This window comes from Aliiglaciecola sp. M165 (assembly GCF_007197995.1).
Taxonomy (GTDB): Bacteria; Pseudomonadota; Gammaproteobacteria; order Enterobacterales; family Alteromonadaceae; genus Aliiglaciecola.
The window spans coordinates 245,761-257,689 of sequence record NZ_VKKH01000004.1; the positions used below are offsets into that span (position 1 = coordinate 245,761).

The 11,929-nt window shown below is 44.7% G+C and carries 14 protein-coding genes; 9 read left to right on the plus strand and 5 right to left on the minus strand.

Going from position 1 to position 11,929, the window contains the following annotated elements:
* The first annotated feature begins 33 nt into the window (after nucleotides 1–33).
* Nucleotides 34–1,014, plus strand: coding sequence for a cysteine synthase A (gene cysK, locus FM019_RS08450; protein WP_143835486.1), 981 nt, complete (start codon nucleotides 34–36; stop codon nucleotides 1,012–1,014).
* 28 nt (nucleotides 1,015–1,042) lie between these two features.
* Here the strand turns inward: cysK and FM019_RS08455 are convergent, their stop codons facing one another.
* The gene (locus tag FM019_RS08455; RefSeq protein ID WP_143835487.1) at nucleotides 1,043–3,556 is read right to left on the minus strand and encodes a glycoside hydrolase family 3 protein; all 2,514 of its coding nucleotides are present in this window, start codon (nucleotides 3,554–3,556) and stop codon (nucleotides 1,043–1,045) included.
* Nucleotides 3,557–3,687: 131 nt separating this feature from the next.
* The gene (locus tag FM019_RS08460; protein ID WP_143835488.1) at nucleotides 3,688–4,161 is read right to left on the minus strand and encodes a GNAT family N-acetyltransferase; all 474 of its coding nucleotides are present in this window, start codon (nucleotides 4,159–4,161) and stop codon (nucleotides 3,688–3,690) included.
* Between the two features lie 91 nt (nucleotides 4,162–4,252).
* Between FM019_RS08460 and gshB the strand changes: the two genes are divergently transcribed.
* The 4 genes from gshB to FM019_RS08480 all read left to right on the plus strand — a co-directional run bounded on the left by gshB (nucleotide 4,253) and on the right by FM019_RS08480 (nucleotide 6,751).
* Entirely contained in the window at nucleotides 4,253–5,212 is a 960-nt protein-coding gene (gene gshB, locus FM019_RS08465) for a glutathione synthase (protein WP_143835489.1), read from the plus strand.
* Nucleotides 5,205–5,762 (plus strand): YqgE/AlgH family protein, encoded by a 558-nt coding sequence (locus tag FM019_RS08470; protein ID WP_143835490.1) that lies wholly within the window; start codon nucleotides 5,205–5,207, stop codon nucleotides 5,760–5,762. The genes gshB and FM019_RS08470 overlap by 8 nt, the downstream gene beginning before the upstream one ends.
* 34 nt (nucleotides 5,763–5,796) lie before the next feature.
* On the plus strand, nucleotides 5,797–6,207 hold the full coding sequence (ruvX, locus tag FM019_RS08475) for a Holliday junction resolvase RuvX (protein ID WP_143835491.1): 411 nt from the start codon (nucleotides 5,797–5,799) through the stop codon (nucleotides 6,205–6,207).
* A gap of 70 nt (nucleotides 6,208–6,277) precedes the next feature.
* Nucleotides 6,278–6,751, plus strand: coding sequence for a TlpA disulfide reductase family protein (locus FM019_RS08480; RefSeq protein ID WP_143835492.1), 474 nt, complete (start codon nucleotides 6,278–6,280; stop codon nucleotides 6,749–6,751).
* A gap of 48 nt (nucleotides 6,752–6,799) precedes the next feature.
* On the opposite strand, the gene FM019_RS08485 is transcribed toward FM019_RS08480, so the two are convergent.
* From FM019_RS08485 to FM019_RS08495, 3 genes are read right to left on the minus strand one after another with little or no spacing between them, the layout of a single operon-like run.
* Entirely contained in the window at nucleotides 6,800–7,120 is a 321-nt protein-coding gene (locus FM019_RS08485; RefSeq protein ID WP_143835493.1) for a DUF2007 domain-containing protein, read from the minus strand.
* 2 nt (nucleotides 7,121–7,122) lie between these two features.
* Nucleotides 7,123–8,235: a PilT/PilU family type 4a pilus ATPase gene (locus FM019_RS08490; RefSeq protein WP_143835494.1), complete on the minus strand. Its 1,113-nt coding sequence runs from the start codon at nucleotides 8,233–8,235 to the stop codon at nucleotides 7,123–7,125.
* Nucleotides 8,236–8,244: 9 nt separating this feature from the next.
* On the minus strand, nucleotides 8,245–9,288 hold the full coding sequence (locus FM019_RS08495) for a type IV pilus twitching motility protein PilT (RefSeq protein ID WP_143835495.1): 1,044 nt from the start codon (nucleotides 9,286–9,288) through the stop codon (nucleotides 8,245–8,247).
* A 30-nt stretch (nucleotides 9,289–9,318) separates the two neighbouring features.
* Here FM019_RS08495 and FM019_RS08500 point away from each other — a divergent pair, with 30 nt between their 5' ends.
* From FM019_RS08500 to FM019_RS08515, 4 genes are read left to right on the plus strand one after another with little or no spacing between them, the layout of a single operon-like run.
* Nucleotides 9,319–10,002: a YggS family pyridoxal phosphate-dependent enzyme gene (locus tag FM019_RS08500; protein WP_143835496.1), complete on the plus strand. Its 684-nt coding sequence runs from the start codon at nucleotides 9,319–9,321 to the stop codon at nucleotides 10,000–10,002.
* A gap of 43 nt (nucleotides 10,003–10,045) precedes the next feature.
* Nucleotides 10,046–10,867, plus strand: a complete 822-nt coding sequence (proC, locus tag FM019_RS08505) for a pyrroline-5-carboxylate reductase (RefSeq protein ID WP_143835497.1) — start codon at nucleotides 10,046–10,048, stop codon at nucleotides 10,865–10,867.
* A gap of 15 nt (nucleotides 10,868–10,882) precedes the next feature.
* On the plus strand, nucleotides 10,883–11,413 hold the full coding sequence (locus tag FM019_RS08510) for a YggT family protein (RefSeq protein WP_143835498.1): 531 nt from the start codon (nucleotides 10,883–10,885) through the stop codon (nucleotides 11,411–11,413).
* A gap of 33 nt (nucleotides 11,414–11,446) precedes the next feature.
* Nucleotides 11,447–11,896 carry a DUF4426 domain-containing protein gene (locus FM019_RS08515; protein ID WP_143835499.1) on the plus strand — a complete coding sequence of 150 codons (450 nt, stop codon included), beginning with the start codon at nucleotides 11,447–11,449 and terminating at the stop codon, nucleotides 11,894–11,896.
* The last annotated feature ends 33 nt before the right edge of the window (nucleotides 11,897–11,929 follow it).

Sequence of the window (11,929 nt, forward strand, 5' to 3'; positions counted from 1 at the left end):
AAATTAGGGTTAATTTCCTAGAGGAAAAAGCCAATGTTAGCCAGACCCACCGCAATTCAATCTTCACAGTTAAAGCCCCGTGGAATTTATGCCGACATTACCCAAACGATTGGTAATACTCCTATGGTGGCACTCAACCGGATCGTACAGAATTTACAACTCAAAAATGAAATTGTTGCCAAAATCGAGTATTTCAATCCAGCTGGCTCGGTCAAAGACCGACCAGCACTGGCTATGATTGATAGTTTAATGGCGTCAGAGTCGTTCAATGAAAAAACGCAGATCATCGAAGCCACGTCTGGCAATAATGGAGTTGCCTGTGCTTGGATATGTGCAATTAGGAAAATCCCACTTACCGTTGTGATCCCCGAACACATGTCGATTGAGCGCAGAAAATTGATGAGGCTTTATGGGGCTAATGTCATCACCACACCTAAAGCGCTTGGCACAAAAGGCGCCATCGATCACGCACATCAGTTGGTATCCAATACTCCACATGCCGTTTCGCTCAATCAATTTTCAAATCCGGCCAACCCGGAAATGCACGGCCAAACTACTGCGCAGGAGATATGGCGTGATTGCGATGGAAAAGTCGATATATTTGTCGCTGGCGTGGGCACTGGCGGCACCATCACGGGTATCGCAAAATCGTTAAAACTGTTGAATCCTGAACTGCAAGTGATTGCCGTAGAACCAACTGCCTGTCCGGTTTTAAGCCAGGGCCGCTCAGGGGTTCACAAGATCCAGGGACTGAGCTCTGGTCATGTGCCCGATGTGTTGGAGTTGTCTTTGCTTGATGGCATTGAAACTGTCACCGATGATGATGCCATTGAACACGCTCGGTTATTGGCTCGAGATGAAGGATTGCCTGTTGGGATATCCTCAGGTGCTGCGCTGTGTGCCTGCTTGCGACTTGCTCGAAACCCGCAAAATGAAGGTAAACGCATTGTAACGCTGTTTGCCGACACAGCAGAGCGCTATTACAGTACCGACCTGTTTGAGGAAGCGGAGTGATAAAGCACCGCAAACTGCACCTAATTGGCTAAAGCGTACAATTTGCCGCGCTTGGATTGGACACCACTTTCACTTCTTTCAATTGCAGGATAAGGCCTCGGCTTGAAGAGATTGAAAAAGGTGTCTGCACTGCCCCCAAGTTCGCACCTGATGCTGCAAAACAACTTAGTTTGACCTGTGCAGTTTGCCAACCTTTGCCGGCCGCCGCCTGCAACGAGCTGCTGATATCCATGCTCACAGAACAACCTTCGCCACAGCCTAAAATCAAATTTGATTTAGCACTACTGGATTGGATCACCTTGTAGACAATTTGAAACGTCATGTCGCCAACGACCTGTTGAGTTAAATCAATAGGTTTACCTTCGATAGCTAAAGTCGCGTCCCCAGTCCACGTCAACATCACTGTGTCTTCTTGCGCTTTGTCATCAGTCGCCACTGCAGTCAAGGTACCATTTGCATTGGTCTGCATCTTTGAGGTCACCTGAGTCTGACTGTAGCGGTCCTTCAACATCATTCGCCATGGCACAACTGGATCACCGGCATAAACGAATCGCGTCACGTGCTCTATCTCACCATTGATATCCTCGCTCAGTGGGCCTAAAGCAGCATTGTCTTGCAAAGAGAGTCCGTAACCAATGGGAAACAAAGGTGAATAGATAGTGTTTCCTTCATTCAACACATCATCGCTAGGTTTAGCAGGCCAAGAAAATGAAAGCCGTCCGGTGAAATCAAATCGAGCTTTTCCGGCTGCATCAGTAAACATCAAATCGGCAATACCGCCCCCTTCAGAGCCAGGCAACCAGGCTGCAACAAAGGCGTCAGATTGATTAATTTCTGGATTAACCCACAATGGACGACCTGACAAAAACACCGCTACCGTGGGGATATTCTGTTGCTTGAAGCGTTTCAACAACCTTAAGCCATTGTTAGACACATAATCCAAATGTTGCAGATCCCCCTGAAATTCCGCATAAGGCTGCTCTCCAAAGACCACGATAGCGACATCAGGGCGAACATTGAAACTACTATCTTGACTCAATTCAGCATGCCCTCCGGCTTCGCTAACGACTTGCTGAATTCCTTGGAATATCGATTGTGCATTGGGAAAATGTTCGGGATTGTTGTTGTTTCCCTGCCAGGTAAGCGTCCACCCACCCGCTTGTTGAGCGATATTGTTAGCGCCTTCACCCGTGACCAACACATTGATGTTGGGCCGCAACGGCAACAACTGGTTATTGTTTTTTAGCAAAACTAAAGATTTACGAACGGCTTCTCGTGCTACTGCTCTGTGCTCTTGGTGTCCCAAGAGTTCAAATTCACCCGCCATTGGACGATTGGAAGGAAGACCTGCGTCAAAGACCCCTGCGCGTAATTTCACTCGTAAAATTCTTGCTACCGCCTCATCAAGCCTTTGTTGGCTGACCACACCGCTTTTTACTTGCTTTAAAAGATTTTTATATAACCCTTTCCAACTGTCTGGCGCCATGAACATATCTAGCCCAGCATTGAACGCCTGCGCACAAGACACTTTTGAGCAACCTTTCACTTGAGCGTGCCCGTTCCAATCACCAACAACAAATCCATCAAACCCCAGGCGGCCAACCAAAATGTCAGAAAGCATCACCTTGGAGCCGTGCATTTTGGCCCCGTTCCAACTATTGAATGAAGCCATTACTACCTGTACGCCTGATTGAATCGCCGGGACATAGCCAGCAGCATGTAAGTCGCGCATAACCTCTTCATCGATCAGCACGTCTCCCTGATCAATTCCCTCTTCGGTTGCACCATCGCCAACAAAGTGTTTTGCCGTAGCGATGATGCGAGAGTGGTCAAGAAAGGTCGAATGGTGCAAGTCTCCTTGCAAACCAGAAACAATATGCGGCGTATAACTAGCGACCAAATTGGGGTCTTCAGAGTAGCTTTCATAGGTGCGACCCCAGCGATCGTTTCTGGCCACCGCTAAAGTCGGTGCAAAGGTCCAATCTAAACCCGTTACTCGGGTTTCCAGAGCAGTAATTTGACCAATTTTATGCAACAGTTGCGGGTCATTAGTTGCGCCCAAACCAATGTTATGGGGAAACAACGTTGCACCAACAACATTACTATTACCGTGAACTGCATCGGTTCCCCACATGATTGGGACTCCAGTTCTTCCATTTTTGGTGTCGATAGAGGCTTTCCAGAATTCATCCGCGAGTGCCAGCCATCTTTCTGCCGAAGCGTGGTTGTCGTTGCCGGGGCCCGAATTTCCGCCGTTCAAGATTGAACCTAAGTGGTATTCTGCGGCTTGCTCAGGTGTAATGTAGTTAATATCAGCCTGAATTACTTGCCCCACTTTTTCTTCAAGCGTCATTTTGGCTAGCAAATCGCTGATCCTTGATTCAACCAATGCATCTCGCTTCAATGGAGAAGTGTGTAACGGCCAATTTTCAGGATTAACGAAAGGCTTGTTTTGTTGTCTAGTTTCAACGATGTTGTTTGTTTGATTACTACAGCCCCATAGCATTAACAATGAAGCAAAAAAACAGCTCAAACTGCGCATGTTGTTTCCTTTTTAGTATTTCGCAGACAGGTTCCAAAACCGCTTGTCATCACACGTATTAGTTTAGGCATAGCTTGATAACAATTTCACCACATTTCTACTAGGGCGTGCTGATCTTTGCAGGATGAAATTTAGCGCAGCGTTTTTAGCATCAAAGGCAACGTTCTACCTGAGATAGAACCAGAAGCCCGTTCACCAATAATTTCGCAGCCCATTTTCCGATAAAACCCCACTGCATTGGGATCACTTTGAATGAGTAAAGCGTTAGCCTGCATATTTACGCTCAACTGGCATGCATGTTCAAATAGTTGCTGCCCAACTCCCTTCCCCATCCAATTAGGGTGGGTAAACAATGCCTCCAATTCGACTGTATTGTTATCCGCTTCGCCCGACGTATCTAAACAATAAAATGCCAATATTTCATCGTGACAACTTTTCAAGCAGTAATAGAATAAATTGGAAGCTTCGATTTTTTTCGCGGAAACTGACAGTTCTTCGCGGGCAGCATTCATAAAAGATTCGTCATACCCCCAATAGCCTTTTGCAAGCATGGCAATATCTGTAAGGGTATCTGAATCATCTGGCTTAGCTAGTGTTATATTCATAATTGCAAAGATTTGTCATAGCCTTGAAATTTTTATTGTCATCACTAAATCTTGTGTATCATATAAACACAATTCAGTGTAAGGATCAGCTTTGACTATTAAGCTCGGGATCGTGATGGATCCTATCAACTCGATCAACATTAAAAAAGATACCAGTTTCGCCATGCTGCTAAAAGCACAAAGCCGTGGTTATGACATTCGCTATATGGAAATGTCGGATCTGTATCTGGACAACGGCAAACCGATGGCCAAAATGCGTAAACTTGAGGTTGCTGAAAATACCCAGAAGTGGTTCGAGTTAGGCGATACAGAAATTCTTTGTTTAGCAGAGTTGGACGTTATCTTAATGCGCAAAGACCCGCCCTTTGACGGCGAATTTCTTTATGCTACACAAATGTTTTCTCTGGCAGAGCAAGCGGGAACCCTGGTTGTAAACCGTTCTCAAAGTCTGCGCGATTTTAACGAAAAACTATTTACTTCTTGGTTTCCCGAACTCATTCCAGACACCTTAGTCACTCGAGATTCAGCGTTGATTCGAGCATTTCATCAAAAACACCAGGATATTATTTGTAAACCTTTGGACGGCATGGGCGGAACGTCCATCTTTAGAGTCAAAGAAGATGGCACAAACCTCGGCGTCATTATTGAGACATTGACGCAATTAGGTACAACTTACGCAATGTTTCAGCGTTACATGCCGCAGATTAAAGACGGTGATAAGCGCATACTCATCATTGATGGACAGGTTGTTCCTTATTGCTTAGCTAGGTTGCCAACAAAAGGGGAAACCCGAGGCAACCTTGCTGCTGGCGGCATTGGACGCCCGCAGCCCCTATCTGAATCAGACCGACATATTGCCGAGACAATTGCCCCATTATTGGTTGAAAAAGGACTCATTTTTGTAGGATTAGACGTTATCGGCGATCGAATTACGGAAATCAATGTCACTAGCCCAACCTGCGTAAGAGAAATTGAAGCCGCTTATGATGTAGATATTACCGGTATGCTTTTTGATGCCATTGAAAAAAGACTTGGAGATGCACATGGATAGCTTTGAGCATCACTTGCTAGTTGCAATGCCAAACATGGATGATCCCTATTTCGCCCGATCGTTAACCTACATCTGCGAACACAATGACAAAGGTGCGATGGGGTTAGTCATCAATCAGCCGGTTGGGATGTCACTAAAAGAACTTATTGAACAAGCGGATAAAGACGCCATTGTATTGCAAGAAAAAGCAGAAACGATTGTTCTTGCCGGAGGGCCTGTCAGCCAAGATAGAGGGTTTATTCTGCATACCAGTCAACCTGGTTGGAGTTCTAGTTTGCAGTTGACACCTGAAATTATGATCACAACATCCAAAGACATTCTTTCTGTGCTGGGCAATGAAAATGCCCCCGAGAAAAGCCTTGTAACCTTGGGTTATGCTGGTTGGACAGCGGGGCAATTGGAAGAGGAAGTACAACAGAATTCCTGGCTGATTGTCGAAGCAGACACCGACATATTATTTGATGTTCCCATTCATAAAAAGTGGGAGGAAGCCGTTCGTAAACTTGGTATAGATGTCTGGCAACTTGGCCCTGATGCTGGGCATGCCTAAGGATGAATGCAGCACTTAAAGATAGTCGAGATTTATGATGCGAACACTTCTGGGCTTTGACTTTGGCACAAAAAGCATCGGCGTCGCCGTTGGCCAGGAAATTACCGGCACAGCATCTCCACTAGAAGCATTACCTGCCCGAGATGGTATTCCTAATTGGGATAGCGTTGCATCATTATTCGAACAGTGGTCGCCACAACTCGTGGTGGTCGGACTGCCGCTAAATATGGACGGCAGTAAGCAGCAAGTTACCTTTGCCGCCCAAAAATTTGCTAATCGATTGCATGCTAAATACAAAGTGCCTGTGCAAACCGTTGATGAACGTCTGACCACAGTCGACGCAAAATCTCGTTTGTTTGAATTGGGTGGCTACAAAAAATTAAGTAAAGGAAAAGTCGATAGTGTCTCCGCTTGTTTAATTATCGAAAGTTTCTTTGAACAATAATCCCGCACTATTGAAATAATTCTGCCACAGGGTCTGTCTTAAGCACTACGATGTTTTAACAGAGACCACAATGAGAACCCTTGTTTTAATCGCGACCCTGATATTCACCTTTTCTGTATACGCGCAAGAGGATATTGCTCCGCAGTGGAGCCTTAAAACCGAAACTGGCGAAACCGTAAGTTCAACAGATTTTGCTGGCAAACCTCTTGTTATTCACGTTTGGGCAACCTGGTGTCCCTATTGTAAAAAACTTCAACCCGGTTTGGACCGTCTTTATAAAAAGTATCAACCACAAGGGTTAGAAATGATCGCGATAAGCGTGCGCGAAGACGAGGATGCAACGCCTCAAGCCGTGCTTGATGCTCGTGGTTACGATATAAAAACATTGATTAAGGGTGAGAGTGTTGCAGAAGAATTTAATGTTGCCGGAACGCCTACCACGATTTTTATCGACAAAAAGGGCAACATTATTGCTCAAACAACGTCATCGGATCCGGATGACCCAAGATTAGAGCAAGTGTTCAAGTACCTTGTTAGTCGCTAGGCAAAACAAAATCTCAAGTTAATTACCCCAATCCTGGATTGGGGTTAACTACTGCTCGGAACCGCGCTGTGACCCACATTGCCAACATAGTGCAAAATTGGCTTCATTACCTTCACCACATTCCGCGCATGTCCAAGGCTCAGTTTCAGAAGTCGTTTGTTGATTAAATTGAGCAATTAATTGTTTGGCCTTTGGCTGCCACTCAGCATCCGTTAACCAAACTTCGGGCATAATGTCCATTGGCGATAACTCCCCAATGGCACCTATGGCAAACTCATTTTTGATGAAATTGGGAATATTGTTGTCATCAAGCAACTGCTTAATTTGATACACCATGAATCTGTCGTTATGCCAATAAATTTTTTGCACAATTAATCCATATCTATTGATACATTTGAGAGCGAGCCCAACCCGGTGCCTTCCTCAGTATCAAGTTTAATCATAAGACGCAAATCATTGGGTGAATCCGCATGGTGTATAGCCTGGTCCATCGTGATGCGGTCTTCTTTGTACAACTCATACAATGCCATATCGAAACTTTGCATGCCCATCTCTTTGCCTTTTTTCATCGCTTCTTTGAGAGAGCCAATTTCGTTGCGCTGAATAAGATCTGTCACCAAGGGAGAATTCAACAATATTTCAATTGCCGCTACTCGCCCTCTACCGTCAGCCGTCGGCACCAACTGCTGCGCAACAATCGCTCTCAAATTTAAGCTAAGGTCAAAGCGCAGCTTTTCGTGTTGCTCTGGTGGGGCCAAATGCATAATACGTTCAATCGCTTGATTGGCGTTATTGGCGTGCAATGTGGCAACGCATAAATGCCCCGTATCGGCAAATGACATGGCGTATTCCATGGTTTCCATAGAGCGGATCTCACCAATCAAAATAACATCCGGCGCCTGACGCAATGAGCTTTTTAGTGCATCATCAAAAGAGCGAGTGTCGATGCCGACTTCTCTTTGCGTCACCACACAACCTGCATGTTCATGCACAAATTCAATTGGGTCTTCAATGGTCAGAATATGTCCACGAGAATTTTGATTGCGATGCCCAATCAGTGCGGCGAGTGAGGTGGATTTACCAGTACCCGTCGCCCCCACGAACAACAAGAGTCCGCGTTTCGACATGATTACGTCTTTGAGTATTTCAGGAAGCCCAAGATCATCTGCTTTAGGAATTTGTGTGACAATGCGACGCACCACCATTCCAGCCAAGTCTCTTTGCCAGAAAGCGCTACAACGAAATCGCCCAATCCCTTCTCGAGCGATAGCAAAGTTACATTCTTTGCTTTGTTCAAATTCGTCACGTTGTTTGTCGCTCATTACGTTATTGACTAACGCCAGTGCAGCTTCCTGAGACAGTCTTTCATCACTGATCGCGGTCATTTGGCCATTAATTTTTGCGCTGATAGGAAAACCAACGGTGATAAATAAATCAGACGCGCCTTGCTCAGCCATTTTGCGCAGGTAAGGACTTAAATCCATGATTGCCTCCTAGAAACCGACTTTGGGTTGTTTGTCTATCGATTTGGCCGCAGCATCCTGGGCAGTAATCACCCCTTGGGCGACTAGCCGTTGCAAGCATTGATCCATGGTCTGCATACCATGGGCTTGACCCGTCTGTATAACAGAATACATTTGCGGTACCTTGTCTTCTCTAATGAGATTTCGAATCGCCGGAATACCAATCATAATTTCATGGGCAGCGATCCTGCCACCACCGACTTTTTTGAGTAGTGTCTGGGAGATAACCGCACGAAGGGATTCAGACAACATGGAACGCACCATGGATTTTTCTTCTGCGGGAAAGACATCGATAATACGGTCAATAGTTTTGGGGGCTGAGTTGGTATGCAGGGTTGCAAACACCAAATGGCCAGTTTCAGCCGCTGAGATTGCCAAACGAATAGTTTCCAAATCACGCAACTCACCGACCAAAATCACATCGGGATCTTCACGTAATGCACTACGCAACGCATTGCTGAAACTGTGGGTATCACGATGCACTTCACGTTGGTTGATGACACACAGTTTGTTCTCATGAACAAATTCAATAGGGTCTTCAATCGTCAAAATATGCTCACGTTTATGCATATTGATATGATCAATCATGGCGGCAAGGGTGGTACTTTTACCAGAGCCTGTTGCGCCTGTTACCAACACGATCCCTGTAGGCTGGTTAATGATGTCTTTAAATATTGACGGGGCCCCTAAATCATCTAGGGTCAGAACTTTACTGGGTATCGTCCTCAATACAGCTGCCGCTCCGCGATTTTGCACAAAGGCATTTACCCTAAATCTCGACAAGTCTTTGACTTCAAAAGAAAAGTCGACTTCCAAGTTTTCCTCGTACTCTTTGCGCTGTTTGTCATTCATAATTTCGTAAACGAGCGCATGAACTTGTTTGTGGTCTAATTCGTCAACATTCAGTCGACGCATTTCGCCATCGACTCGAATAATCGGAGGCAATCCTGCCGTTAGGTGCAAATCCGATGCATTATTCTTAACACTAAAAGCTAAAAGTTCGGTAATATCCAAAACACTATTCTCCGTTAATACATTGGCTTTATGGAAACAATAGCAGAACGTCTCAAAAGCGCACTGGAAAGCCTGGAACAGGCTAATCAAAAAGCTAATCGTGCGCCAAATTCAGTACAATTACTAGCAGTAAGTAAAACCAAACCAGTATCCGATATTGTCCAAGCGTATGAAGCTGGACACCGATTGTTCGGTGAAAACTATGTACAAGAGGGTGTCGAAAAAATTCAGGCATTGCAAGAGCTTAGCGACATACAGTGGCATTTCATCGGCCCATTGCAATCAAATAAAACTAAAATGGTCGCGGAGAATTTTGATTGGGTGCAAAGTGTCGAGCGAGCAAAAATAGCGCAACGCTTGAACGATCAACGAACTCCTCACAAGAGGTTAAACGTGCTAATTCAGGTCAATATTAACGCAGAGGAGAGTAAGGCCGGCGTGTTACCAGAGGACGTCGACGACTTAGCAAATTTAGTTAAATCCTTACCAAACCTCAAATTACGGGGCTTGATGGCGATCCCCAACGCCGCACAAAACGAAGAACAGTTGATGCAAACATTTTTGCAGATGAAAGCCCTTTATACTCAACTACGACAAAATTATTCCTCTATTGATACTCTATCAATGGGCATGAGTAATGATATGCAACAGGCTGTATTAGCCGGTAGTACTATGGTCAGAGTGGGAACTGCAATCTTTGGTGCACGAACATAATCTTAAACAACAGTCATCTGACTCAAACTCTACAGGTTTATTAATGTCGAATAAAACGATTGCCTTTATTGGCGCTGGTAACATGACACGCTCAATCATCTCAGGATTAGTCAATGCCAACTACCCTGCTGAGCGAATCATTGCCAGCAACCCGTCTACAAACAAACTCGAATCTCTAAAAAGTGACTTTGCAATAAACACGACGCAAGACAACCATTTTGCGGTTGAAAATGCTCATGTCGTGGTATTAGCCGTCAAGCCTCAACTTATGGAAGACGTCTGTGCTGACTTGTCCAAACATTGTGATCTACAAGACAAACTTTTTGTCAGCATCGCTGCTGGAATTAACCACCAGAGGCTGCAACAGATGCTGGGAGGAAATTATCCATTAGTCAGAACCATGCCAAACACACCAAGCATGCTGCGCAAAGGCATGACAGGGTTGTATGCACCCTCTGACGTGTCTGCAGACGACAAGAATCTCGTACAAATGATTATGCAATCTGTTGGTGAAACCCTCTGGGTTGAAGAAGAAGCCGATATCGATTTAGTGATTGCGGCAGCGGGAAGCAGCCCAGCCTATTTCTTTCTTTTTTTGGAGGCCATGCAAAATCATGCGATTGAACTTGGAATGGATAAGAATGCCTCGCGAAAACTAGTGCAGCAAGCTATGTTAGGGGCTGCGGAAATGGTTTGTCACAATCCCACTCTTGAAATTAATGAGCTTCGGGCCCAAGTTACATCAAAAGGCGGGACGACTGCCAAAGCAATTGAGCACTTTCAAGCACAGCAATTGGAAAAAATTATCGCAGGTGCGATGGATGCCGCCATTTTGCGTGCAGGACAAATGGCCAAACAATTTTAAGGTAAAGATGTTGTTATGAATGCAATGGTATTTTTAGTTAGCACCCTGTTTTCTCTATATTTGATGGTGGTGCTTTTGCGCGTCTGGTTACAATTGGCTCAGGCTGATTTTTACAACCAATTTAGCCAGTTTGTGGTGAAGGCGACTCACCCTATTGTTGGACCATTACGGCGCTTTATTCCTTCATTTGGACGATTAGATACAGCAACCTTAGTATTGGCTTTTGCAGTGGCTTTGCTGCGCACTTGGACTGTTTTGGCAATTCAGGGGTATATGTCTAGCGACATTGTAGATTTGCTTCTTATGGCCTTGTTTTTCTTGATTTCAGAGGCAATGCAGTTAGTATTCTGGGTATTGATCATCCGCGCTATCTTGAGCTGGGTTAGCCAAGGGCAAAACCCACTTGAGTATCTGTTGCATCAACTCACTGAACCACTGGTTGCACCAATTCGCAGAATAATACCGCCTATTGGCGGGTTGGATTTGTCACCGATGATTCTAATAATTGCTCTGATTTTTTTGATGAAACTGTTGGGTTTTCAATGAACTTAATTGGTGCATTAGGGTTCGTTCAGTATTATGAGTAAATACTTTAAAATAGAACATAAAATACTAGTTATAGTGTTTTTGTGGCTGGGTATGTGGTTATCCAGCCCTGCTTTTGCTGAGCAAAAACGGGTTTTGGGTGACTGGGAAGTGCACTATATCGCCTTCAACACTACGTTTTTAACGCCTGAAATCGCCCGAATCAACAGTATCCAACGTAGTCCCAACAATACTTTAATTAATATTTCAGTGCTGGATCGCCGAACTAAAGAAGCCCAAGAATTGGAAATTACAGGGACAGCAAGAAATCTTTTAGGCACAACCACTAAACTGCAATTCAAACAAGTCAAAGAGGGCAAAGCGATTTATTACTTAGCACCTTTTTCTTTTGATGACGAAGAACATTATCGGTTTCAAATAGTAATGAAACAAGGCAGTAATAGCCAAACTTTGCGTTTCGAGCAAAAACTTTACAGGGAATAATTATCGTTCACTTCATAGACTAAGGTTTAATTG

What these genes read in the sequence shown, in the direction of transcription:
- FM019_RS08480 (WP_143835492.1), top strand. Translation starts at nt 6,278, where the DNA reads ATGAGAACCCTTGTTTTAATCGCGACCCTGATATTCACCTTTTCTGTA.
- cysK (WP_143835486.1), top strand. Translation starts at nt 34, where the DNA reads ATGTTAGCCAGACCCACCGCAATTCAATCTTCACAGTTAAAGCCCCGT.
- FM019_RS08510 (WP_143835498.1), top strand. Translation starts at nt 10,883, where the DNA reads ATGAATGCAATGGTATTTTTAGTTAGCACCCTGTTTTCTCTATATTTG.
- ruvX (WP_143835491.1), top strand. Translation starts at nt 5,797, where the DNA reads ATGATGCGAACACTTCTGGGCTTTGACTTTGGCACAAAAAGCATCGGC.
- FM019_RS08460 (WP_143835488.1), bottom strand. Translation starts at nt 4,161, where the DNA reads ATGAATATAACACTAGCTAAGCCAGATGATTCAGATACCCTTACAGAT.
- FM019_RS08515 (WP_143835499.1), top strand. Translation starts at nt 11,447, where the DNA reads ATGAGTAAATACTTTAAAATAGAACATAAAATACTAGTTATAGTGTTT.
- FM019_RS08470 (WP_143835490.1), top strand. Translation starts at nt 5,205, where the DNA reads ATGGATAGCTTTGAGCATCACTTGCTAGTTGCAATGCCAAACATGGAT.
- FM019_RS08490 (WP_143835494.1), bottom strand. Translation starts at nt 8,235, where the DNA reads ATGGATTTAAGTCCTTACCTGCGCAAAATGGCTGAGCAAGGCGCGTCT.
- proC (WP_143835497.1), top strand. Translation starts at nt 10,046, where the DNA reads ATGTCGAATAAAACGATTGCCTTTATTGGCGCTGGTAACATGACACGC.
- FM019_RS08500 (WP_143835496.1), top strand. Translation starts at nt 9,319, where the DNA reads ATGGAAACAATAGCAGAACGTCTCAAAAGCGCACTGGAAAGCCTGGAA.
- FM019_RS08455 (WP_143835487.1), bottom strand. Translation starts at nt 3,556, where the DNA reads ATGCGCAGTTTGAGCTGTTTTTTTGCTTCATTGTTAATGCTATGGGGC.